Genomic DNA, 23,023 nt, shown 5'->3' on the forward strand with positions numbered 1-23,023 from the left:
GATATATCCGCGCGTTGCGAACCACCGACCTGTCACGAGGTTGTGTCAGGGCTTCCGATTGAGACGTCGGTCACCGGCAGACGACCGCTGCCGCCTGCGCGGAGCACCCGGTCGGAGCGCCGCCGTGCGGCGTCTTGGGGCTCTGCGGGCGGCCCCCGTACCCTGACCAACGGTCTTCGACCGAGATTTCGTCCCTGATCCCCGACCCGCGGAGCCGTCGACGTGAGTGGCAAGCGCCGGGCCGCCGAGCCCACGCAGAACAGCAAGTCGGCGTCCAAGCGACCCCGCACCCGCAAGCAGAAGGTGTGGCGGTTCTTCCGCTGGGTCCTGATCGCGGGCCTGGTCGGCATGCTCCTGCTCACCGGCGGGGTGGTCTACCTCTACCGGTCCACGGACATCCCGGACCCCAACAAGGACTTCCAGACCCAGACGTCCTTCGTCTACTACTCCGACAGCAAGGCTGAGGTCGGGTCCTTCGCGACCCAGAACCGCGAGTCGATCTCCCTCGACACGATGCCCGACGACCTGCAGAACGCCGTGGTCGCGGCCGAGAACCGCTCCTTCTGGAGCGACAACGGCATCGACCCGCGCGGCATCGTGCGCGCGGCCTTCAGCAACGCGAAGGGCAACGCGACCCAGGGCGCGTCCACGATCACGCAGCAGTACGTCAAGATCCTCTACCTCAGCCAGGAGCGCTCCTACCAGCGCAAGGCCAAGGAGGCCGTGCTCTCGCTGAAGCTGCAGCGCACCAAGTCGAAGTCGGAGATCCTCGAGGGCTACCTCAACACCATCTACTTCGGGCGCGGGGCGTACGGCGTGCAGGCGGCCGCCCAGGCGTACTTCAACCAGGACGCCGCGGACCTCAACCTGCGTCAGTCGGCCGTGCTGGCGAGCGTGCTCAACAACCCCTCCTTCTTCGACCCGGCCAAGGGCCCGGCCTCGCGCGAGGCGCTCAAGGAGCGCTACGACTACGTCCTCAACGGGATGGTCTCGGCGGACAACATCACCGCCGAGCAGGCTGAGCACGCCAAGCGGCGGCTCCCGACCTTCCCCAAGATCAAGGCGGAGAGCCGGTACGGCGGCCAGAAGGGCCACATGCTGACGATGGTCCGCGACGAGCTGCACGAGCTCGGCTTCAAGGACGAGGACATCGACGGTGGTGGCCTCCGGGTCACCACGACCTTCACCAAGAAGGCGATGGCCGCCGCCGAGAAGGGCGTCAAGGAGCAGCGTCCCGAGGGCAAGGAGTTCTCGGACAAGCACCTGCACATCGCCGTCGCGACCGTCGAGCCGGGCACCGGCGCCGTCCGCGGCTTCTACGGCGGGCAGGACTACGTCGACTCGCAGATCAACTGGGCCATCACCGGTGGCCAGGTCGGCTCGACCTTCAAGCCGTTCGCCGTCGCCGCCGCGCTCAAGGACGGCTTCTCCCTCAAGGACTCCTTCGCGGGCAACTCGCCGTTCTACTACAGCAAGGACGGCACCGGCGCGAAGGTGAAGAACGAGGGTCCGGGCGACGGCAACAACTACGGCGACAAGGTCAGCCTGCTGACGGGTCTCGAGGAGTCGATCAACACCGTCTTCGCCGACCTCACGGTCTCGATGCCGGACGGTCCGAAGCACATCCTCAAGACCGCCGAGAAGCTGGGCATCCCGCACTGGAACAAGAACCAGGGCGGCTACAACAACCTCGACAGCAGCCCCGGGCTCGAGCCGGTCTCCGGCATCGCCCTGGGCTCGGCCACGATCGCCCCGATCAACATGGCCAACGCCTACGCGACGATCGCCAACGGTGGCCGCGCGGCCGCGCCGCACGTCATCAACAAGGTCGTGAGCAAGGACGGCGAGGTCCTCTTCCAGTTCAAGCAGCGCACCAAGCGCGCGGTGTCCGAGGACGTCGCGGCCGACACGTCGTACGCCATGCAGCAGGTGGTGAGGTCCGGCACCGGCACCGCGGCGCTGGCGCTCAACCGTCCGGCTGCCGGCAAGACCGGTACGGCGACCGCCTCCTCGCCCAAGGAGGGCGTCGCGGACTACGTGTCGTCGGCCTGGTTCGTGGGTTACACCCCGCAGCTGGCCACCGCCGTCATGTACGTGCGCGGCAAGGGCCAGGGCCAGCTCGACGGCTGGCTGCCCGAGTACTTCGGTGGCTCCTTCCCGGCGCGCACGTGGACCGACGTGATGGGTCGCAACCTCGAGGGCAAGGACGTCGAGCAGTTCCCGCCGCCGGCCAACCTCGACGGTGACGCCCCGGTCGACGGGCACGACCCGTACACGCCGAAGCCCCAGCCGTCGAAGAAGCCGTCGAAGAAGCCGTCCAAGACCCCGACCAAGAAGCCGAGCCCGAGCAACACGCCGAGCCCGAGCAACACGCCGACGCCGACCCCCGAGCCCACGCCGACGCCGACGCCGACCGACCTGCCGACCGAGCCCTCCAGCCCGACCACCTCGGACCCCGCGAGCCCGCCGGCCACGGGCGCCACCCCCGGACGCACGCAGTCCGGTCGGCGGAGGGTCCGGCAGGGCTGATGGCCGGGCCGGCGCGCGGTCGCGACTGGGTGGATCCCACCGCTGACGACCCGGTGGTGACCGCGCTCAGCGACGGCATCGGCGGACCGATCGGCAGCCGGGCCTCCCGGCACCCGTGGTGGACGCCGGTGCGGGTGCTGCTGGCCCTGACCGTCGTCTGCGTCGCCCTCGGGATGGTGCAGAAGGGCAACTGCTACGACGACACCTGGCAGAACGGCCAGGCCCGCTACAGCCACATGTGCTACTCCGACCTGCCCTACCTCTACACGGGCCGCGGCTTCGCCGAGCTGAACTGGCCCTACAGCGACGATGCCCAGGTGCGGGAGCGCTTCGAGGTCATGGAGTACCCCGTCGGCATCGCCTACTGGGCGTGGGGCACCGCCTGGCTCACCCACTGGCTCAACGGCTCGCCGGACCTCGAGTCGCGCTACCAGGCGCCCACCGAGGACGTCGCCGCGCGGCCCGAGGTGCTTCGCGAGATCCGCATCTTCGTGATCGTCAACGCGCTCGGCTTCGCCGTGCTGGCGCTGCTGTGCACCTGGCTGCTCGCCGGCGTGAACCCGCGGCGGCCGTGGGACGCGGCGGCCTTCGCGCTGTCTCCGGCGCTGCTCCTCACCGGGTTGATCAACTGGGACCTGCTCGCGGTCGCGCTCGTGTCGGGCGCGCTGTGGGCGTGGGCGCGCGGGCGGCCCCTGCTGACCGGCGTGCTGATCGGTCTGGGCACGGCGACCAAGCTCTACCCGCTCTTCCTGCTCGGCGGCCTGCTCGTCATCTGCTGGCGACAACGCCGCTACCGCACCTTCGGCGTGGCCGTCGCCGGCGCCGCCGGTGCGTGGGTGGCGGCCAACCTGCCGGCCCTGCTGACCGGCCCGTCGCAGTGGAAGGTCTTCTGGAGCTTCAACTCCGACCGAGGGGCCGACCTCGGCTCGATCTGGCTGGTCGTCCAGCAGGCGCTGGACACCCCGTCGCAGCCGCACACGGTGGACCCGCACGCGATCAACGTCGTGTCCTGGCTCTTCTTCGCCGGGTGGTGCCTCGTCGTCGCGGCGCTCGGCCTGAGGTCACCGGCGACCCCCCGGCTGGCGCAGCTGGGGTTCCTGATCGTCGCGGGCTTCCTGATCATCAACAAGGTCTACTCGCCGCAGTACGTGCTGTGGCTGCTGCCGCTGGCCGTGCTCGCCCGCCCGCGGTGGCGCGACCTGCTGATCTGGCAGGCCGGCGAGGTGCTCTACTTCGCGGCCGTCTGGTGGTACCTCGGCGGCTACCTCGCCCCGGCGGCCGGTGGTGACGCCGGCTTCTACTGGGCCGCGACCCTCCTGCGGATGGCCGCCGAGCTCTACCTCGTCGTGATGGTCGCGCGCGACCTGTGGGACCCGCGCCGCGACCCCGTGAGGGCCAGCGCTCAGCTCACCACGACACGGTCGAACGCGGTGGCGGTGTAGCGCACCCGGACGTCGATCACGTCGCCGACGGCGGGGACCCGGGCGCCGTGGGGCAGGAAGAGCATCGAGGCCTGCATGTGCGGCGGCTCCGCGAAGAGCCGCTGCTTGCCGTCGATGGAGAAGGGCGAGCGCACGAAGCCGGCCGCGTCCATGCCGCCGCGGGCCAGCGTCGCCGCGCGGCCGCGCAGGCTGGCGTCGCCGAGCGGCGCCTCGAGCCCGATGCCGTGGGCGGTGCCACCGCTGACGACCAGCACGTGGCCGGCCTTGGGCGCCGTCCGGTGCCGGTAGCCGAAACCGTCGCCGCGCTCGACCTCGTGGACGTCGAGCACGGTCGCGGTGACCCGCAGGGCCGAGCGGTCGCCGAGCCACAGGTCCGTGCCGATGCGTGGGTGGAAGGTGAAGTCCGGGTACGCCGTGCGCAGCGCCGTCAGCTCGGCCGCGCTGAGGTGGCTGACCCACACGGTGTCGAGCGGCAGCTCGGTCGCGACCACGTCGATCAGCAGGCGGTGCACCTCGGACAGGTTCGCGCCGTTGGCGAGCGGGAGGTGCAGGGCCACCCCCTCGACCCGGGCCCGGGGGTGCCCACGCACGACCTCGGCGGTCGACCACAGCTCGCGGGTCGTCATCCCGTGTCGCAGCATGCTCGTCGAGCGCTCGAGCACGAAGCGGGCGTCGGGCCGGCGTGCCAGCAGGACGGGCAGGTCGACGGCGCGGCTGACGGTGTGGATGACCCGGTCGGCGTACGCCGGGTCGAGCTCGAGCGCCGCGCCGAAGGGGCGCCACGGGGTGAGGACGAGCAGCCGGCCGTGGTAGCGCTGGGCGACCTCGGGCAGCTCCTCGTAGGTGCCGACGGCGAGGGTGTCGACGCCGAGGCCCTGGTCGTGCAGCCACTGCGACTTGCGGGCCAGGCGGCCGAGCGTGAAGCCGTAGCCGTTGCCCTTCACGACGGGGACGAGACCCGGCTCGCCGCTCGCGACGGAGCGGAGGTGGTCGCGCCAGCGGTCGCCGTCGACGGTGAGGTCCAGGCTCATCAGCGCCTCCTCATGTAGAGGTCGAACGCGGCGTAGAGCGGCTTGTTGAGGGGGAGGTCCCACTCGCCGACGTACTCGACGGCCTCGCCGCCCGTGCCGACCTTGAACTGGATCAGCCCGAGGTGCGGGTCGTCGTCCGCGAGCGTGTCGGTGATGCCCCGCAGGTCGTAGACGTCCGCGCCGGCGGCGATCGCGTCGCGGATCATCTGCCACTGCACGGCGTTGGAGCCGCGGACCTCGCGCTTCTCGGTGGACGACGCGCCGTAGGAGTACCAGGCGTGCGCGCCGACCCGGATCGCGATCGTGGCGGCGACGAGCGTGCCGTCGTGCCGCGCGGTGTAGAGCCGGATCCGGTCGGGCTCCTCGGCGCCGAGCGCCTCCACCATGGTCCCGAAGTACGCCAGCGGCCGCGGGGTGAAGTGGTCGCGCTCGGCGGTGTGCACGTAGAGGTCGTGGAAGGTCGTCAGCTCCGGCTCGATCGCCGCGCCGTCGTACGACGTGACCTCGACGCCCTCCTTGGCGGCCTTCTTGATGTTGCGGCGCCAGAGCTGGTTCATGCCGGCGAGCACGTCGGCCTCGGTGCGGCCGGCGAGCGGGACCTGGAAGACGAACTGCGGCTGCCCGGCAGCGAACCCGCCCTCGACGGCCTGCGCGCGCCAGCCGAGCTCACCGAGCTGGGCGACCACCCGCGCGCCGGCGTGGCTGCGCTCGGTGGGGACCAGGTCGCCGAGGCGGCGTACGGCGGGGTCGGCGATGCCGGCCTTCACGGTGGCGGCGTCCCACCGGCGGGTCACGACCGGCGGCCCCATCCGCACGCCGAAGGCGCCGCGGCCGCGCAGGTGCGTGGCCAGCGGCCGCAGCCAGCCGGCGAGGTCGGGGTCGTCCCAGTCGATGACGGGTCCCTCGGGCAGGTAGGCGAGGTAGCGCCGCACCTTCGGCAGCTGGCGGTAGAGCACGAGCCCGACGCCCACCAGCTCGCCACCACGGAACCAGCCGAGCGACTCGTGCCGCCACTCGGACTTCACCCGGCCCCAGGCCGGGGTCTGCAGGAAGCTCGCGGCGGGCTGGCGGCGCAGGAAGTCGAGGTGCTCGTCGGCGCCGATCCCGCGGACGTCGAGGACGGTCGTGGGGCTCGGCGGGGTCACGGGTCGAGGCTATCGAACGGTTCGCAGGCCCGATTCGGCGCCGCCTCACCCGGTGCGGGCGAGTGACCTGCGAACGTTTTCCCCCGACTATGTCTTCAGGGAGATGTATCAGGACGCGCGCACGGCACTCCTCATGGGCGTGATCCTGATCGAGAGACAACCGGGAGCGACGGGTCCGATGACCTCCAGCGGTGGTTCGCGAGCCGAGGACGCGCGCCCTGGCGCGGTCTGGGGCGAGGCCACCGACGGGTTCAACCGCTGGGTGGCCGGCGAGGCCGGCGGCCTCGACGACCTGGTCGCGGTGATGACGCCCGTGCTCTGGCACGTCGTGCGCGCCTACCGCCTCTCCGACTCGGCGGCCGAGGACGTCATCCAGAACACCTGGCTGGCGCTCGTACGCCGCCGCGCCGCCATCCTCGACCCGGTGGCCGTGGGCGGCTGGCTCACCACGACCGCCCGCCGCGAGGCCTGGCGGGTCGCGGGTGCGAGGACGACGCCGACCCCGGTCGACGACGAGGACCTGGCGCAGGTGCTTCCGCGCCAGCGCTCGGCGGAGGACAGTGTGGTGCAGCACGACGAGGGCGACCGCCTCTGGGCCGCCGTCGACGGGCTGCCGGAGCGCTGCCGCCGGCTGCTGCGGATCGTCGCCTTCGAGAACCGCCCCGACTACCGCGAGCTGGCCACCGAGCTCGGCATGCCGGTCGGCAGCATCGGCCCGACCCGCGGCCGCTGCCTCGCCAAGCTGAGAGTGGCCCTGATGCAGGCCGGAGGGATCTGAGATGAGCGAGCTGAGTCGCGAGGCACTCCTCGGGATCGTCCGAGACGTGCACGAACGCCACGACCCCGTGCCCGAGCACCTGGTCGCCGCCATGCAGGCCGCCGCCGCGATGGCGGCGTCCGACCTCGACCTGGAGCTGATGGAGCTGGTCGAGCGCTCGACCGAGCTCGTCGGGACGCGCGGCTCCTCGTCGTACACGCTGCGGTTCGTGCACGGCGACACCGACCTCCTGCTGCGAATCGCCGTCGACAACGGGCGCTCGCGGGTGGACGGCTGGATCGTGCCGGCCGAGCCCATGACGATCCGCGCCCTCCCGGGCGAGGAGCCGACCCCGCACGAGGCAGTGGTGAGCGACTCGGGACGGTTCGCGCTCACCGACCTGCCGGTCGGGCTGATGCGGCTCCGCCTCGAGCCGCACGACGTCGCCCGGCCGGCGTTCGCCACCCCCACCTTCGAGATCTGAGGAACCCGTGGACCCCGAGACGCCCGAGAAGCAGCCGCGCCCCGCCCGCCCCGCGCGCAAGCCGCTGGACCGCGACCCGCGACCGCCCCACCCGGGTGCGATCGCCGGCGCCCAGGGCCGGCTGCTCGACCCGGCGACCGCGTTGATCGTCGACGGGGTCGTGCCCCGGCCCACGGTGTACGTCGGCCCGCGGCTGCTGGTGTCGAAGTCGGTCGACTTCGAGGGGGCCGTCCGGGTGCTCCGGGCGGTGGCGGAGCCGCTCGGCTGGGACGTGGTCCCCGAGGAGGAGGACCCCCGGACCGTGAACCTGAGGTTCGGCGTGCGGCCGCTGCGACTGGTGGTCGCCTCGAACCGCGCGACGATCGCCCCGGACGCGTGGACGCTGCTGCAGCAGACGCGTGCCCAGTTCGGGGTCGAGGCCGTCACCGGAGTCAGCCTGGACCACGTCGTCCAGCCTGCGATCGACGCCAACCCGCTGCACGACAGCAACCCGCTGCACGACAGCAACCCGCTGCACGACTCCAACCCTCTGCACGACTCGAACCCCCTGCACGACAGCAACCCGCTCCACGACTCCAACCCCCTGCACGACAGCAACCCGGCCAGCGACGCCCGCGGCTCGCGCGCGATCGCCAGCTACCTGCAGATCGGGTTCGGCGGGCGCCAGCCCGTGGCGTACGTCGGTCCCGCGCCGACCCGGCGCCCCGACTCCGCCTTCGAGGGCCGCCGCCCGGTGGTGGCGATCCTCGACACCGGCTGCGGCAAGCACCCGTGGCTCGACGGGATCGTGGACACCACCGTGACCCTGGACGGCACGCCGGTCGGCTACTCGGACAGCACCTCGGTGTCTCCCGAGCACGACGGCGACCAGGACGGACCGCTGGACGGCGCCATCGACCCGCTCGCCGGCCACGGCACCTTCATCGCGGGCCTGGTGCGGCAGCGCTGCCCCGACGCCGACATCCTCGCCTGGCGGGTCGTCCCGCCCGACGGGCCGATCGTGGAGTCCGACCTGGTCGCGACGCTGGCGCAGATCGCGGAGCTCGCCCGTCGCCACCGCGCCGGCGAGCCTGGTGGGCACCCGATCGACGTGCTCAGCCTGTCCATGGGCTACTACCACGAGACGCCGGAGGACTCGCTCTTCGATCCCACGATGTACGCGATCCTGGAGGAGATGGCCCGCAACGGTGTCGTCGTCGTCTGCTCGGCGGGCAACGACGCCACCAGCCGCCCCTCCTTCCCGGCCGCGTTCGGCCCGTGGGAGGACGGCGCCGGCCCGATCCCGGCCGACCCGTCGATCTCGCCGATCGTGTCGGTCGGGGCGGTCAACCCCAACCGGCGCTCGGACGCGATGTTCAGCAACGCCGGACCCTGGGTGCGGGCCCGCGCCGTCGGCGCCTCGGTCGTCAGCACGATGCCGTCCTTCCAGGGGGGCTTCGAGCCCCTGGCCCGCACCACCGCGTACGGCCGGCTGCGCGAGGCGATCGACCCCGACGACTTCCGTGGCGGCTTCGCCGTGTGGAGCGGCACGTCCTTCAGCGCTCCGATCGTCGCCGGCACTGTCGCCGCCGGCCTCGTGGGCAGCCTGGAACCGGTCGGCGAGCCCGGGGACACCGCGACGGCGGTGACGAATACCTGGGATGTCGTCACCTCCTGCACGGGTCTGGCGCGATCATGAGGGTGTGAGCTCCTCCCAGGAACTGCACAGCCGGGGCGTGCGCGCGCTCAACCGGGGGCGACACCGTGAGGCGCAGCGCCTGCTGGAGAGCGCCCGCGCGGGGGTCGGTGCCGGCGGGGCGGCCGGCGTGGACGGCACGGACGCCGCGGACGGTGCCGACCTGGCCGCCCGGATCGCCGCGAGCCTGTCGTACGTGCTCTCGGAGACCGGCCAGCACGAGCTCGCCATCGAGCTCTGCCGCGAGACGCTGGGTCAGCAGGGGCTCACGGACCCGACGCGGGGGGTCCTGCACTCCCAGCTCGGCCTCCTGCACATGCTGCGCGGCGAGACCGCGGAGGCCATGGGCCGCTTCGACCAGGCCCTGCCCCTGCTCGACGAGCCGGCCCGGATCGCTCGGATCCACCTCAACCGGGGCAACGTCCACCTGCAGCGCAAGGACCTGGCCGCCGCGACGTACGACTTCGAGCGGGCGGTCTCCACCTACCTCGAGGCGTGTGACGAGTACGGCGCCGCGAAGGCGCTGCACAACCTCGGCTACGCCCACTTCCTCGGCGGCGACCTGGTCGCCGCCCTGCGGGACTTCGACGCGGCCTACCCGAGGGTGGCGTCCGAAGGGCCGGTGATGACGGCGATGGTCGAGCAGGACCGGGCCGAGGTGCTGATGGCGGCCGGGCTCCACGAGCAGGGCGCCGCAGCCCTGGCGGCGGCGGTCGACGCCTACGGTCGCCGGCGCCTCTACCAGCGCCGCGGCGAGGCGGAGCTGGCGCTGGCGCGCAGCCTGGTGCTCCGCGATCCGGGCCGCGCCCGGACCGCTGCGCGTGATGCCCGGCGGCGGTTCCGGCGCACCGGCGCCCGCGCCTGGCAGGTCCGGGCCGAGGCCACCCTGCTCAACGCGGAGGTGGAGGCCGGCGGCGCCGGCCCGATGCTCGCCCGCCGTGGCGGCGCGCTGGCGGACGAGCTCACCGCCCAGGGTCTGCGGTGGGAGGCGGCCCTCGCCCGGATTGACGCAGCTCGGGTCCGGATCCGGCGCGGTGACGTGGCAGAGGCGCGCGAGGACCTGCGCGCGGTCGGGTCGGTCCGCCGGGCGCCGATCGGCGTACGGCTCCTGGACAGGGACGCGCGGGCCGCGCTCGCCGCCGCCTCGGGCAGTCGGGGCGGCGCCCTCCGGCACCTGCGTGCCGGGCTGTCCGACCTGCACGCGTGGCAGAGCTCCTTCGGCTCCCTCGACCTGCAGACCGGGGTCGCCGGCGCCGGCACCCGCCTCGGCGTGCGCGGCCTCGCCCTGGCGGTGGAGTCGCGGCAGCCGGCGGTGCTCTTCGAGTGGTCTGAGCGCGCGCGCATGCTGGCGAGCCGGGTGCAGCCGGTGCGGCCCCCCGACGACGAGCAGATCGCGGCCGACCTCACCGAGCTGCGGGAGATGGCGGCCGAGGGCGCGCGACGCGACCCCGAGCGCGAGGCCGGGCTGCGGCAGCGGGTGCGCGAGCGCGCCTGGCAGCACCGGGGCTCCGGGGAGGTCGCCGACCCGGTGCGGCTCGGTGAGCTGCAGGCCGCCCTGGGCGACGGGTGCGCGCTGGTGGCCTACGTCGTGACTGCGACGGCCGTCGTGGCGCTGGTCGTCACGGCGGGCACGACCACGTGGGTCGACCTGGGGCATCGCGACCGGCTCGACGCGCTGCTGGGCGGGCTGCTGCCCGACCTCGACATGGCGGCCACGGACCTGCCGGACCCGATGGGCGCCTTCGTCCGCGCGGAGCTGGCGGCGCGGCTCCGCACGCTCGCGGAGCTGCTCGTCGCACCGGTGCTCCGGGCGGTCGGTGACCGGCAGGTGGTGCTCACGCCCTCGGGTGTGCTCTCCGGCGTGCCGTGGACGCTGCTGCCGGGCTACGTCGGGCGCCCGGTCACGCTCGCGCAGTCGGCGACCACGTGGCTGGCGCGGCGTACGACTCCCCTGCGCACGGCGACCGCCGGGTTCGTCGCCGGCCCGCGGGTCGCGCGTGCCGAGGACGAGGTGGTGGCGGCCGCGAAGGAGTGGGCGACCGCCCGGGTCCTGGTCGGTGACGACGCCACCGCCGCCGCGGTGTGCGCGCTGGCCGACTCCGTGGACGTCCTGCACGTCGCCGCGCACGGTCGGCACAGCGCGGAGAACGCGATGTTCGCCGGTGTGCAGCTGGTCGATGGTCCGTGGTTCGGCTACGACATCGACCGGCTGCAGCGGGCACCCGACGTCGTCCTGCTGTCCTCCTGCGAGGTCGGCCGCTCGACGGTCCGGTGGGGCGAGGAGCTGATCGGGATGACCACCGCGTGGCTGCACGCCGGCGCGCGCTGCGTCATCGCCTCGCCCGCGGCGATCAACGACGAGGCGGCGTACGGCGTGCTCGTCGCCGTCCACGAGCACCTCGCCGCGGGGCTGGACCCGGCCGCCGCCCTGGCGCTGGCGGTGCCGCCGGTCTCGGCTGACGCCGCCCCCGTGCCGCTGGTCTGCTTCGGATGATCGGTAGTCGGAGTTCCCCATAGCGCCGCAGGACGTATCAGGGCACGGTTGGTGCCCTCCTCAGGGTCATCAGGGAGACCGCTCGACCTGCGAGGAGTTCCACATGTCCGTCACGGCATCACCCCACCGGTCCACCGCTGTCCACGTGGTGCAGGACCCCCAACCGGGCCAGCACCTCGTGGTGCCGGCGGGCGCCCGCCTCGCGGTGCGGTTCCGCCGCCGCGGGCTGGGCCTGAGCCGCTGGCAGGTGGTCGACCGGCCCGGCAACCTGCTGCCCCTCGAGGAGGGCCCGCACGGCTTCCTCTTCCTCGTCTTCGACGCCGAGGCCTCCGGCGACCAGCCGCTGCGGCTGGTCCGCCGCCGCGTCGACCGCTCGGACCCCGGCGAGGTGCGCGACCTCACCGTCCGCGTCAGCTGACGGGTCGCGTACGCCGCTGCGCCCGGTCCAGAGCCCGGGCTGCGCCGCGTCTACAGACGCTCGGAGAGCCAGTGGGCGTCGGCCACGTGCTCGGCCGCACCGCCCGGCGTCTCCAGGACCACGGGGGCGCCGGCGTCGCGGACGACGGCGGCGAGCAGGTCGGCGTCCACCTTGCCGGCGCCGAGGTTGGCGTGCCGGTCGGCGCCGGAGTCGAACGCGTCGCGGCTGTCGTTGCAGTGCACGAGGTCGATGCGACCGGTGATCGCGAGGACGTCGCCGACCACGGTCTCCAGGCTGTTGCCGCCGGCGTGCGCGTGGCAGGTGTCGAGGCAGAAGCCGACCAGGTCGGCCTGCTCGGTCGCCGCGATCGCGTCCCAGACCCGACCGATCCGCTCGAGGTAGCGCGTCATCGCGTTGTCGCCGCCGGCGGTGTTCTCGATCAGCAGCGGCAGCTTGAGGTCGGTCGCCTCGATCGCCTTGCGCCAGTTGTCGAACCCCTTCTCGGGGTCGTCGTCCTTGTTCACGTGCCCGCCGTGCACGATCAGCCCACGCGCCCCGATGGCGGCCGCGGCGTCGACGTGCTGCTGCAGCAGCTTGCGGCTGGGGATCCGGATCCGGTTGTTGGTGGTCGCGACGTTGACGATGTACGGCGCGTGCACGTAGAGCCCGATCCCCGCCGCCTCCGCGTCGGTGCGCAGGCCGTCCGCCCCGCCGGCGTACCGGATCTCGGGGCCCCGGTAGCCCTGGGGGTCGCCCAGGAAGAACTGCACGTGCGGCGCCCGGCGCGCCTGCGCCTCCGCGATCGGGTCGGCCTGGTCGACGTGGGCACCGATGTCCATGCCCTCAGGCTATGCCGGGGCACGGACACCGCGTCACCGCGGGATCGCGCCGAGCCGGTCGATGTGCGGCCCGGCGACGTGCTCGGCCGACGCGGCGGCGACGATCGCGTCGGTGCCCTCGGTGACGGACTGGTAGCCGCTGTGGCCGTTGAGGTCCGTGGCGGTGTAGCCGGGGTCGACGGAGGTGACGCGCACCGACGGGAGCTCGCGGCCGTACTGGTTGGCGATCATGTTCAGCGCCGCCTTCGACGACTGGTAGGCGAAGCCGGGCACGTGGCTCTCGACCCGTGCGGGGTCGTTGACCAGCGCGATCGACCCGAGCCCGCTGGACACCATCACCAGCCGCGCGCGCGGCGAGGAGGTGAGCAGCGGGAGGAACGCGTGCGTCACCCGGACCGGGCCGAGCACGTTGACGGCGTACGTCGCGGTCAGGTCGGCGGGCACGGTCTCGGCTGCCGAGCCGCCGCCGAGCGAGATGCCGGCGTTGTTGACGAGGACGTCGAGCCCGGTGCCGGAGCTCGCGACGACGTCGTACGCCGCGGCGACGGACTCGTCGGAGGTGACGTCGAGCCGGACGACGCGCAGGTCGGCATCGGGCTGGTCGGCCCGGATCGTCTTCGCGGTGGCGTCACCGGCTGCGGTGTCGCGGGCGCCGATCCAGACGGTCCAGCCCAGCAGGGCCAGGCGGCGCGCGGTCTCCTGGCCGAGGCCCTTGGTGGCGCCGGTGATCAGGACGGTGGTCTTCTCGGTGGTCTTCTCGGTGGTGCTCTCGGTGGTCATGCACCCACCCTGCGCCGCGTGGAGGAGTGGCAACAGGACCGGTCGATCGTGGGACCGACGCTCCTACCCACCGACGAGGGTGGCGAGGGATGCTGGTGGCGTGAAGCCCAACCGCACCGAGCTCGCCGAGGCCCTCAAGCGCGCCCGCGGCCGGGTGCGGCCCGAGGACGTGGGTCTGCCTGCCGGCTTCCAGCGCCGGGTGCCGGGCCTGCGGCGCGAGGAGCTGGCGATCCTCGCCGGCATCAGCGTCGACTACGTCGTCCGCCTCGAGCAGGGGCGTGGCCCGCAGCCCTCCGAGCAGGTGATGGGTGCCCTGGCCCGGGCGCTGCGGCTCGAGGACGACGAGCGCAACCACGTCTTCGCGCTGGCCGGGGTCGCCGCTCCGCAGCCCGGTCGTATCGCCATGCACGTGCGCTCGAGCGTGCTGCGACTGATCGACCGGTTCGCGGACCTGCCGGCCATGGTGCTCAGCGCCAAGAGCGACATCCTGGCCTGGAACCCGATGTCGTCGGCGCTGCACGGCGACTGGTCGCGGATCGCTCCGGAGCGGCGCAACCACCTGCGCCTCACCTTCCTGCCCGATCCGGGCGACCCGCCCCGCACCGTCCTGGTCGGCGGCGCGGCCGAGCAGGAGAAGTGGGCCCGCCAGAGCGTGGCGAGCCTGCGCACGGCGGCCGGGCGCTACCCCGACGACCCCGAGCTCCAGGTGCTGCTGCGCGACCTCCTGGCCGGGTCCGCGGCGTTCGGTGAGCTGTGGCGCACGACCGACGCCGGCATCTGGCGCTCGGAGCGCAAGACGCTGGCGCACCCGACGCTGGGCGACCTCACCCTCGAGTGCGACACCCTGCACGTGCCCGACGCCGACCAGCAGCTGGTCGTCTACTCGGCGGCGCCGGGCACGTCCGCGGCGGACGCGCTCGCGCTGCTCCGGGTCGTGGGCACCCAGGAGCTCAGCCCGTCGCCCGACCGCTGAGGCGGGTCAGGCCGCGGCGTACCCGGGCACGTCCTCGAGGCTGAACCACACCGGCAGCCCGCGCTCGCGGGCGATCCGCACGTCCTGGTCGGCGCCGTTCGAGTCGCCGGGCAGGCGCAGCACCCCGTCGCAGTGCTGGAGGAGGCGCTCGGCGGTCGGGTACATCACCCGGGCGGCGAGCGGGTCGCCGAGACCGCTGGCCCCGGCGCTGCTGAGCACGGGCAGGGCGACCCACTCGCCGATCATCGGGACGTGACCGGCCCGGAAGAGCGGCCAGGCGGCGGACTCCAGCGCGGCGAGGTTGGCCGCGAGCAGCTCGGGGTCGTCGCCGGTGCCCGAGCGGTAGGGACCGGCGATCAGGATCATCAGTGGTTTCGTCATATCCCGACAGTAGCGTGCAAAAGCGTGCAGAAACAAGCAGAAGGACGCATCGGGTCTAGGGTGGCGCCGTGCTGGCCGCCCAACGCAAGGACCTGATCCTCACCACCCTGCGCGAGCAGGGACGGGTGGTCGCCAAGGACCTCGCCGCCGAGCTGGACCTGTCCGAGGACACCATCCGCCGCGACCTGCGCGACCTCGCGGCCGACGGGCTGCTGCACCGCGTCCACGGCGGCGCGCTGCCCGCGTCGCCCGCGGTCGCCGACTTCGCGGCGCGCACGGCGATCGGCACCGGCGCCAAGGCCGAGGTGGCGCGTACGGCGGCCGCGCTGGTGCGCCCCGGCCAGACCATCGCCGTCGACGGCGGCACCACGGCGCGTGAGCTGGCGCGTCGGCTGCCGCCCGACCTCCGCGCCACCGTGATCACCCACAGCCCGACCATCGCCGTCGAGCTGGCCGCGCACCCGACCATCGAGGTGATCATCATCGGTGGCCGGCTCTTCAAGCACTCGGTCGTCGCGGCGGGAGCGGTCGCGCACGAGGCGATCGGCCGGGTCAGCGTGGACGCCTTCTTCCTGGGCGTCACCGGCATCCATCCCACGGCCGGCCTGACGACCGGCGACGCCGACGAGGCCGCCATCAAGCGGGCCTGGACCGAGCGCGCCGCCGAGACCTACGTGCTCGGCAGCGGCGAGAAGATCGGGGCCGCCTCCGCCTTTGAGGTGGTGCCGCTCGCCGCGGTCACCGCGGTGATCACCGACCAGGCCGCGCCGGCCCGCGGCGTGGCCGAGCTGCGCGCCGCCGGCGTCGACGTCCGCGGCGCCTAGCGCAGCATCGCCCACGTCGCCAGGGCGCACCCTCCGATCACCAGCAGCGACACGACGATCACCACGGTCGGCCACCGCGGCCGCGGCAGCCGAGGCGGGTCGCCGAGCCGGTCGGGCACGACGGGCCACGGCCCGTCGTCGGGGAGCTCGATGCGCCGCAGCCGCTCGAGCGCGACGGCCGCCGTCGGCGGCCGCAGCTCCGGGTTCGGGTCGACCAGCGCGGAGATCCAGCGGCGCAGCGGGCCCTCGGGCACCATCGGCGCCCGTCCGGCTCGCGGTGGCCGGGCGAGCAGCAGCTGCGTGGCGACCACACCGACGGCGTACAGGTCCTGGCGCGGGTCGGGCGCGGCGCCGGCCTCCTGCGCGGGGGCCAGGTAGCCGTCTGTGCCGACCACGGCGGGTCCGCGGGTCAGGCGCACGTCCGCGACCGGGACCGCGACGCCGAAGTCACCGAGCCGGAGGTACGGCGCACCGCTCGCGGTCGGCTCGAGCAGCAGGTTGGCGGGCTTCACGTCGCGGTGCACCACTCCCGCGGCGTGCACGGCGGCGAGCGCCTGGAGGAGCTGGTCGAGCAGCGCCGCGGCGTACGACGCGGGGAGCGGTCCGGTCTCGCCCAGCAGGTCGTCGACCGTGCCCCCGCGCACCAGGTCCATCCCGAGGACCACCCGGTGGTCGTCAGCGGCCCAGCCGGTCGGGGTGAGGACGTGCGGGTGCCGGATCCGCAGCGACTGCTCGCGCACGAAGCGCAGCAGCATCGCGCTGTCGTGCGCGCCGAGGACCTTGACCGCCACCAGTTCCCCGGAGCGGAGGTCGCGGGCCCGCCAGACCGACCCCATGCCGCCCACGCCGATCTGGTCGAGCAGCAGGTAGCGGCCGGCGAGCGGGGTGCCGGGCCGGGTGCCGGGCCGGGTGCCGGGCCGGGTGCGGGGCGAGGACGTCATCGTCGGGCTCCTACCCCGTCGTGCGCCGGTTATGGGCGGGCGCTCCCACGCTGTTAGCCTGGGGCGTTCTCTGCGTCGACCATCCGGGTCGCACAGGGACACAACGCATATCCCTCCTGCCACGGAGAGTCCGTGGCCGCCCTAGCCCACAGGAGGTGGACAACGACATGCGTGCCTACGAAGTGATGGTCATCCTTGACCCGAGCATCGAAGAGCGGACCGTCGAAGGTTCGCTCGACAAGTACCTCAACGTCATCCGCAAGGACGGCGGCTCCGTGGAGTCCGTCGACGTGTGGGGACGCCGCCGGCTGGCCTACGAGGTCAAGAAGAACGCCGAGGGCATCTACGCCGTCATCACGTTGAACGCCGAGCCGGCCACGGTCAAGGAGTTCGACCGTCAGCTCACCCTCAACGAGTCGATCCTCCGCACGAAGGTCATGCGTCCCGACGCTCACTGATCCTTCCCGGCCACGGGCACTGCCTGTGGACGACCACTTCCCAGTGTCGGCGCCAGCGGCGACGATGTGCGGACGTGGTCGGACGACTCTGATCAACACCTTCGCTTAGGGAGCATCCATGGCAGGCGAGACCGTCATCACGGTGGTCGGCAACCTCGTCGACGACCCGGAGCTGCGCTTCACCCCCTCGGGTGCGGCCGTGGCGAACTTCCGGATCGCATCGACGCCGCGCACCTTCGACCGGCAGACCAACGAGTGGAAGGACGGCGACGCGCTGTTCCTCTCCTGCTCGGTGTGGCGTCAGGCCGCGGAGAACGTCGCCGAGTCCCTGCAACGCGGCATGCGTGTCGTCGTGCAGGGTCGCCTGAAGCAGCGCTCGTACGAGACCCGCGAGGGCGAGAAGCGCACCGTCGTGGAGCTCGAGGTCGACGAGGTCGGTCCGTCGCTGGCGTTCGCCACCGCCAAGGTCACCCGGGCCTCGCGCTCGGGCGGCGGCGGTGGCTACTCCGGTGGTGGCCAGGGAGGACAGGGTGGCGGTCAGTCCCGTCCCCAGCAGTCCTCCGGCGGCAACGACCCGTGGGCGACCCCCGCTCCGTCCCAGGGTGGCCAGGGCGGTGGCGGCCAGTCCGCCCCCGCAGGCGACCCGTGGGGCGCTCCCGGCGCAGGTTCTGACGAACCACCGTTCTGATCCATCCGTTCACCCTCAACCATTCCGGCTCCGGCCGGGCTTCTAGAAAGGGAGCACCACAATGGCCAAGGCAGTGATTCGCAAGCCCAAGAAGAAGGTTTGCCAGTTCTGCAAGGAGAAGGCGACCGGCGTCGACTACAAGGACGCCACGCTCCTCCGCAAGTTCATCTCCGACCGCGGCAAGATCCGCGCGCGTCGGGTCACCGGCAACTGCGTCCAGCACCAGCGGGACGTCGCGATCGCGGTCAAGAACGCCCGCGAGGTCGCACTGCTGCCCTACACGTCCACCGGTCGCTGAAGGGAGCTGACGACATGAAGCTCATCCTGACCCAGGAAGTCACCGGTCTCGGTGCCCCCGGCGACGTCGTCGAGGTGAAGGACGGCTACGGCCGCAACTACCTCGTCCCCCGCGGCCTCGCGCTGCGGTGGACGCGCGGTGGCGAGAAGCAGATCGAGTCGATCAAGGCTGCTCGCTCCTCGCGTGCCGTCCGCGACCTCGGCCACGCCGAGGAGATCAAGACCAAGCTCGAGGCCGAGTCGGTCAGCGTGAAGGTGCGCGCCGGTGCCGGTGGTCGTCTGTTCGGGGCGGTGACCGTGGGCGAGATCGCCGACGCGCTGTCCGAGACGTCCGGCGAGAAGGTCGACAAGCGCACGATCGTGGTGACCAACCCGATCAAGGCGCTGGGCAACCACGAGGTGGCCGTGAAGCTGCACGATGGCGTCTCCGCCACCGTCGCGCTGAACGTCATCCCTGCCTGACCCCGTCAGTCGCCCCAGGGGCCGTTCCTCCTTCGGGAGGGGCGGCCCCTGGTGCGTTGCTCGACGACGTCAGGCGCCCGCGCCGGTCACCAGCCACGCATCGCTCCGGGCGCGCCGCACCAGCACCACCAGCCGGGCGCCCATGAAGACCGAGCAGAACGCCACCCAGATGGCGACCAGGCCGGCGGAGGTCGCGGCCAGCAGCAGGGCCACCGGGGCGTAGACGGCCAGCGTGACCAGGCCGGCCCGGGCCAGGTAGCGGCCGTCGCCGGCGCCGATCAGCACGCCGTCGAGCACGAACACCACCCCGGCCACCGGCTGGCCGATCGCCGCCACGACCAGGACCGGCACGAGCAGGTCGGTGACCGCGTCGTCACCGGTGAAGAGGTGCCCGACCCACGGGCTGACCCCGGCCAGCAGGAGCCCGGTGACGACGCCGCTCACCGCGCCCCACCACACCATCCGTCGGGTCATCTCCCGGGCGCCGGCCACGTCGCCCGCGCCGAGCAGCCGACCGGTGAGCGCCTGCGCGGCGATCGCGATGGAGTCGAGGGTGAACGCGAGGAACGTCCACAGCGTCATCGCGAGCTGGTGGGTGGCCAGGTCCACCTCCTGGTCGCGGGCGCTGACGGCGGCCAGCGTCACGACGTACGTCGTGATCACGATCGCGGCCCGCAGGGTCAGGGTGCGCACGACGAGGGGGACGCCGGCCCGCCCCGCGGCGCGGATGCCGGGCAGGTCCGGGCGCAGCGGGGCACCGGTGCGACGCGCGGCCCGCACCACCACGAGCACGAAGACGCCGGCGCTGGCGACCTGGGCGACCACGGAGCCGAGCGCGGAGCCGGCGATGCCGAGCCCGAGCGGGTAGACCAGCAGCAGGTTGAGCACGACGTTGAGCGCGTTGCCGGCCACCGCGACCACCAGCGGCGTCCGCGTGTCCTGGAGCCCGCGCAGCACGCCGGTCGCGGCGAGCATCAGCAGGAGGGGGACGGTGCCGAGGAACGCGACCCGCAGGTACGTCGTCGCCGAGTCGCTCACGGCGGCTCCGGCCCCGAAGGCGTCGACCAGCCGGTCTGTCGACGCCACCCCCAGGACGGTCACGACCGAGCCGATGCCCAGGGCCAGCCAGAGCCCGTCGACGCCCTGGGCGACGGCGCCGCGCAGGTCGCCGGCGCCGAGGTGGCGCGCGACGCTCCCGGTGGTGCCGTAGGCCAGGAAGACGCACAGCCCGATCACGGTCTGGAGCACCGCCGCCGCGATGCCGAGGCCGGCGAGCTCCGCAGAACCGAGGTGTCCCACGATGGCGGCGTCGGAGAGCAGGAAGAGCGGTTCGGCGACCAGGGCGAGGAACGCGGGGACCGCCAGCCGGAGGATCTCGCGGTCGCGCGACGCTGGCACGGCGGGCTCCGGTCGGGGTGTAGTCATGGTCAGGGGCAGGGTGCGGCGATGGGGCTGACAGGACTAGTCCGTCCGTGCCTGTGGACGACACCGGTCGTTCTGTGGGTAACCCCGGAGGCGAGTGGGATGTCGACAAAGCCCTAGGGCGACGGCTAGATGACCCGCAGGTGAACGATATCCGGTGCCAAGAGTTTTTGGATCCACAGGTGTGAGCGAGCGTTTACGCAGGTCAGAGGGCCTGTTCGCGCCGCCACCCGGGTTTTCTCCACAGCGTCCTCCCCACGCTGTGCACACGCAGGGAGGCGTCCTCCACGTGGATCACCGGGTTATCCACAGGTGCCTGTGCACAACGGGCTTTCATCCCGGGCGGCCACCCGCGTACGGTCGCGAGGTCAGCCGCCGCCCCTCCCGTCGGGAGGGAGGTCCGGGCGGCGGTCTCGGCGCTCTGTCGGCGGTCGTCGCTAGCGTCCGCAGGGACGTGACGGGTCCCGGCGGCGGGCCGATGCCGCAGGGCGAGGAGGGGGAACGGTGAGTCTCACCGAGCAGGACTCTCGGGGGATCCCCGAGCCGCCGATGGACGACTGGGGCGACGGGCCGGCGTCGTACGCTCCAGGCGAGCGGCCCTCCCGGCCCGGCGACCGCACGCCGCCCCAGGACATGGCCGCCGAGCAGTCCGTGCTCGGCTCGATGCTGATCTCCAAGGACGCGATCGCCGACGTCACCGAGGTGATCCGCGGCGTCGACTTCTACCGGCCCTCGCACGAGACCATCCACGACGCGATCATCGACCTGTACGGCCGCGGCGAGCCGGTCGACATGGTCACCGTCGCCGCCGAGCTCCAGCGCCGGGGCGAGCTGCAGCGGATCGGCGGCGCGCCGTACCTGCACACGCTCTCGGCGAACGTCCCGATCGCGGCCAACGCCGGCTACTACGCCGAGATCGTGCGCGAGAAGGCGATGCTGCGCCGGCTCGTCGACGCGGGCACCAAGATCGTCCAGATCGGCTACGCCGGCGAGGGCCAGGTCGACGACATCGTCGACCAGGCGCAGGCCGAGGTCTACAAGATCACCGACAAGCGCGCGACCGAGGACTTCGCGCCGCTCAGCGACATCATGGACGGCGTCCTCGACGAGATCGAGGCCATCTCCAACCGCGAGGCCGGCCTGTACGGCGTCCCCACCGGCTTCGCCGACCTCGACGACCTCACCAACGGTCTGCACTCCGGTCAGATGATCATCGTCGCGGCGCGTCCCGCCATGGGCAAGTCGACCCTGGCGCTGGACCTGTGCCGCGCGGCGTCCATCCACAACAACCTGACCAGCGTCTTCTTCAGCCTCGAGATGACGCGCTCCGAGATCACCATGCGGCTGCTGTCGGCCGAGGCGAAGGTGCCGCTCAACCACATCCGCAACGGCAACATGAACGACGACGACTGGGCCAAGCTGGCCCGCAAGATGGGCGAGGTGTCCTCGGCGCCGATGTTCATCGACGACTCGCCGAACATGACGATGATGGAGATCCGCGCCAAGGCCCGCCGCCTCAAGCAGCGCCACGACCTCAAGCTGATCGTGATCGACTACATGCAGCTGATGAGCTCGGGCAAGAAGGTCGAGTCCCGTCAGCTCGAGGTCTCGGAGTTCTCGCGGCAGATCAAGCTGCTGGCCAAGGAGCTCGAGCTCCCGATCATCGCGCTCTCCCAGCTCAACCGTGGTCCCGAGCAGCGCGGCGACAAGCGCCCGATGATGAGCGACCTGCGTGAGTCCGGCTCGCTGGAGCAGGACGCCGACATGGTGATCCTGCTGCACCGTGACGACGTCTACGAGAAGGAGTCGACCCGCCCCGGCGAGGCCGACCTGATCGTGGCGAAGCACCGCAACGGTCCGACGCGGGACATCACGGTCGCCTTCCAGGGCCACTACTCGCGCTTCGTCGACATGGCCCACTGAGGGGCACTCGCGGCGGCGGCCGATGCGCGATCATCGACGCATGGGTGTCGAGCTGATCCGTTCCGAAGCGCTGGCCGACACGGCGCCGTACGCCTATGCCGCCGTGGTGGCGCCGGGCAGCCTGGTCTTCACGGCGGGGGCCTGCCCGCTCGACGGCCACGGTGTCGTGGTGGCTCCCGGTGACGTGGCCGGGCAGGCGGCCCGCGTGATGGACAACCTGGTCCTCGCCCTGGCGGCCGCCGGGTGCGGACTCGGCGACGTCGCCACGTCCACGGTGTACGTCGCCTCCGCCGACCGGGCGGACCTGGTCGCGGCGTGGCAGGTCGTGCGGGCCGCCTTCGGCGACCACGACGCACCGAGCACCCTGCTCGGGGTCGCGGTGCTCGGCTACCCCGACCAGCTGGTCGAGGTCGAGGCGGTCGCCGTCCGGCCCTGACTCAGAGCCGCTCGCCGGCCTCGACCCGGGCCGGGATCGTGTTGCCGGCCGGGGCGAGGGGGCAGCGCCAGCGGTCGTCGTAGCGGCACGACGGGTGGTAGGCGAAGTTGAGGTCGAGCACCAGGTGCTCGTCGTCACCGCCCAGCCAGGAGCCCTTGGCGGTGTCGACCAGGTAGCGCCCGGCGCCGTACGACCCGTGGCCGGCGGTGCCGTCGCGCAGCGGGACGAAGATCCCGCCGCCGTACTGGTGCAGCCACCAGACGTCGAGGCTCCCACCGACGGGGTCCGGCAGCTCGACGCGCCCGATCCGGCGCAGGGTGACCGACCCGTCGTTGCCGCCGTCGACGTCGCGGTCCTCGGGCTCGGCCTGGAGCACCGCGAGCTCGAAGCGGAGCGCGGGGTCGTAGGGCCAGTACGAGATGCCCGACTCGAGCAGCTCGGCGGAGGCGGCGATCGGGCTCTGCGGGTGCGTCGCGAAGAGCTCGCCCCGGCCCTCGCGCCAGAGACGGTGGCCGTCGGCCGGGTCGCTCTCGGCACGCACGGCGGCGTACAGGCTGGCCACCCGCGTGCGCCAGTCGACGAGGGTGAGCGCGGAGTTCACGGGGGAGGGCATGGCCCCAGCCA

The 23,023-nt window shown here is 72.8% G+C and carries 23 protein-coding genes; 15 read left to right on the forward strand and 8 right to left on the reverse strand.

The annotated features are described in order from the left end of the window. Positions 1-222: 222 nt before the first annotated feature. Together N542_RS0109725 and N542_RS24215 are read left to right on the forward strand one after the other, a co-directional pair. Positions 223-2,529 carry a transglycosylase domain-containing protein gene (locus N542_RS0109725; protein WP_028643755.1) on the forward strand — a complete coding sequence of 769 codons (2,307 nt, stop codon included), beginning with the start codon at positions 223-225 and terminating at the stop codon, positions 2,527-2,529. After that, positions 2,529-3,971, forward strand: coding sequence for a glycosyltransferase family 87 protein (locus N542_RS24215; RefSeq protein WP_051551569.1), 1,443 nt, complete (start codon positions 2,529-2,531; stop codon positions 3,969-3,971). Before N542_RS0109725 ends, N542_RS24215 begins: the two co-directional genes overlap by 1 nt. On the opposite strand, the gene N542_RS0109735 is transcribed toward N542_RS24215, so the two are convergent. Beyond that, positions 3,932-5,002, reverse strand: a complete 1,071-nt coding sequence (locus N542_RS0109735) for an alanine racemase (protein ID WP_028643756.1) — start codon at positions 5,000-5,002, stop codon at positions 3,932-3,934. The genes N542_RS24215 and N542_RS0109735 overlap by 40 nt on opposite strands. After that, positions 5,002-6,147, reverse strand: a complete 1,146-nt coding sequence (locus tag N542_RS0109740; RefSeq protein ID WP_028643757.1) for a lipid II:glycine glycyltransferase FemX — start codon at positions 6,145-6,147, stop codon at positions 5,002-5,004. Before N542_RS0109740 ends, N542_RS0109735 begins: the two co-directional genes overlap by 1 nt. 103 nt (positions 6,148-6,250) lie before the next feature. Here N542_RS0109740 and N542_RS0109745 point away from each other — a divergent pair, with 103 nt between their 5' ends. From N542_RS0109745 to N542_RS0109765, 5 genes are all read left to right on the forward strand, one after another. Then, positions 6,251-6,925 (forward strand): RNA polymerase sigma factor, encoded by a 675-nt coding sequence (locus N542_RS0109745; protein WP_231482586.1) that lies wholly within the window; start codon positions 6,251-6,253, stop codon positions 6,923-6,925. Between the two features lies 1 nt (position 6,926). After that, a complete protein-coding gene (locus N542_RS0109750) occupies positions 6,927-7,388 on the forward strand; it encodes a hypothetical protein (RefSeq protein ID WP_028643759.1) in 462 nt (153 codons plus the stop codon). 7 nt (positions 7,389-7,395) lie between these two features. After that, the gene (locus N542_RS24220) at positions 7,396-9,066 is read left to right on the forward strand and encodes a S8/S53 family peptidase (protein WP_051551570.1); all 1,671 of its coding nucleotides are present in this window, start codon (positions 7,396-7,398) and stop codon (positions 9,064-9,066) included. A gap of 4 nt (positions 9,067-9,070) precedes the next feature. Then, a complete protein-coding gene (locus N542_RS24225; protein ID WP_155992960.1) occupies positions 9,071-11,557 on the forward strand; it encodes a CHAT domain-containing protein in 2,487 nt (828 codons plus the stop codon). A 103-nt stretch (positions 11,558-11,660) separates the two neighbouring features. Continuing rightward, entirely contained in the window at positions 11,661-11,975 is a 315-nt protein-coding gene (locus tag N542_RS0109765) for a hypothetical protein (protein ID WP_028643760.1), read from the forward strand. 50 nt (positions 11,976-12,025) lie between these two features. Here the strand turns inward: N542_RS0109765 and N542_RS0109770 are convergent, their stop codons facing one another. Continuing rightward, positions 12,026-12,814: a deoxyribonuclease IV gene (locus N542_RS0109770; RefSeq protein WP_028643761.1), complete on the reverse strand. Its 789-nt coding sequence runs from the start codon at positions 12,812-12,814 to the stop codon at positions 12,026-12,028. A 33-nt stretch (positions 12,815-12,847) separates the two neighbouring features. Then, positions 12,848-13,594 (reverse strand): SDR family NAD(P)-dependent oxidoreductase, encoded by a 747-nt coding sequence (locus N542_RS0109775; protein WP_051551572.1) that lies wholly within the window; start codon positions 13,592-13,594, stop codon positions 12,848-12,850. 100 nt (positions 13,595-13,694) lie between these two features. Between N542_RS0109775 and N542_RS0109780 the strand changes: the two genes are divergently transcribed. Beyond that, positions 13,695-14,567, forward strand: a complete 873-nt coding sequence (locus tag N542_RS0109780) for a helix-turn-helix transcriptional regulator (RefSeq protein ID WP_036507220.1) — start codon at positions 13,695-13,697, stop codon at positions 14,565-14,567. Positions 14,568-14,573: 6 nt separating this feature from the next. Here N542_RS0109780 and N542_RS0109785 read toward each other — a convergent pair whose 3' ends face one another. Then, entirely contained in the window at positions 14,574-14,948 is a 375-nt protein-coding gene (locus N542_RS0109785; protein WP_197025920.1) for a DUF4406 domain-containing protein, read from the reverse strand. Between the two features lie 68 nt (positions 14,949-15,016). Here N542_RS0109785 and N542_RS0109790 point away from each other — a divergent pair, with 68 nt between their 5' ends. Further along, positions 15,017-15,772, forward strand: coding sequence for a DeoR/GlpR family DNA-binding transcription regulator (locus N542_RS0109790; protein WP_028643765.1), 756 nt, complete (start codon positions 15,017-15,019; stop codon positions 15,770-15,772). Here the strand turns inward: N542_RS0109790 and N542_RS24230 are convergent. Further along, positions 15,769-16,713 (reverse strand): serine/threonine-protein kinase, encoded by a 945-nt coding sequence (locus N542_RS24230; protein ID WP_051551573.1) that lies wholly within the window; start codon positions 16,711-16,713, stop codon positions 15,769-15,771. The genes N542_RS0109790 and N542_RS24230 overlap by 4 nt on opposite strands. Before the next feature lie 167 nt (positions 16,714-16,880). Here N542_RS24230 and rpsF point away from each other — a divergent pair, with 167 nt between their 5' ends. The 4 genes from rpsF to rplI all read left to right on the forward strand — a co-directional run bounded on the left by rpsF (position 16,881) and on the right by rplI (position 18,618). After that, positions 16,881-17,171 (forward strand): 30S ribosomal protein S6, encoded by a 291-nt coding sequence (gene rpsF / locus N542_RS0109800; protein ID WP_028643766.1) that lies wholly within the window; start codon positions 16,881-16,883, stop codon positions 17,169-17,171. Positions 17,172-17,289: 118 nt separating this feature from the next. Further along, complete coding sequence (locus N542_RS0109805) at positions 17,290-17,859, forward strand: single-stranded DNA-binding protein (RefSeq protein ID WP_028643767.1); 570 nt, start codon at positions 17,290-17,292, stop codon at positions 17,857-17,859. Positions 17,860-17,920: 61 nt separating this feature from the next. Continuing rightward, entirely contained in the window at positions 17,921-18,157 is a 237-nt protein-coding gene (gene rpsR / locus N542_RS0109810) for a 30S ribosomal protein S18 (RefSeq protein WP_008355445.1), read from the forward strand. A gap of 14 nt (positions 18,158-18,171) precedes the next feature. After that, positions 18,172-18,618, forward strand: a complete 447-nt coding sequence (gene rplI / locus N542_RS0109815) for a 50S ribosomal protein L9 (protein WP_028643768.1) — start codon at positions 18,172-18,174, stop codon at positions 18,616-18,618. Between the two features lie 69 nt (positions 18,619-18,687). Here rplI and N542_RS0109820 read toward each other — a convergent pair whose 3' ends face one another. Continuing rightward, the gene (locus tag N542_RS0109820) at positions 18,688-20,043 is read right to left on the reverse strand and encodes an MATE family efflux transporter (protein ID WP_051551574.1); all 1,356 of its coding nucleotides are present in this window, start codon (positions 20,041-20,043) and stop codon (positions 18,688-18,690) included. Between the two features lie 546 nt (positions 20,044-20,589). Between N542_RS0109820 and dnaB the strand changes: the two genes are divergently transcribed. Further along, positions 20,590-21,963, forward strand: coding sequence for a replicative DNA helicase (gene dnaB, locus N542_RS0109825; RefSeq protein ID WP_051551575.1), 1,374 nt, complete (start codon positions 20,590-20,592; stop codon positions 21,961-21,963). 40 nt (positions 21,964-22,003) lie between these two features. Continuing rightward, a complete protein-coding gene (locus tag N542_RS0109830) occupies positions 22,004-22,399 on the forward strand; it encodes a RidA family protein (protein WP_036507226.1) in 396 nt (131 codons plus the stop codon). 1 nt (position 22,400) lies between these two features. On the opposite strand, the gene N542_RS0109835 is transcribed toward N542_RS0109830, so the two are convergent. After that, entirely contained in the window at positions 22,401-23,012 is a 612-nt protein-coding gene (locus tag N542_RS0109835; RefSeq protein ID WP_028643772.1) for a DUF1684 domain-containing protein, read from the reverse strand. Positions 23,013-23,023: the final 11 nt, after the last annotated feature.

Source organism: Nocardioides sp. URHA0020 (assembly GCF_000620705.1).
In the GTDB taxonomy this organism is placed as follows: Bacteria; Actinomycetota; Actinomycetes; order Propionibacteriales; family Nocardioidaceae; genus Nocardioides.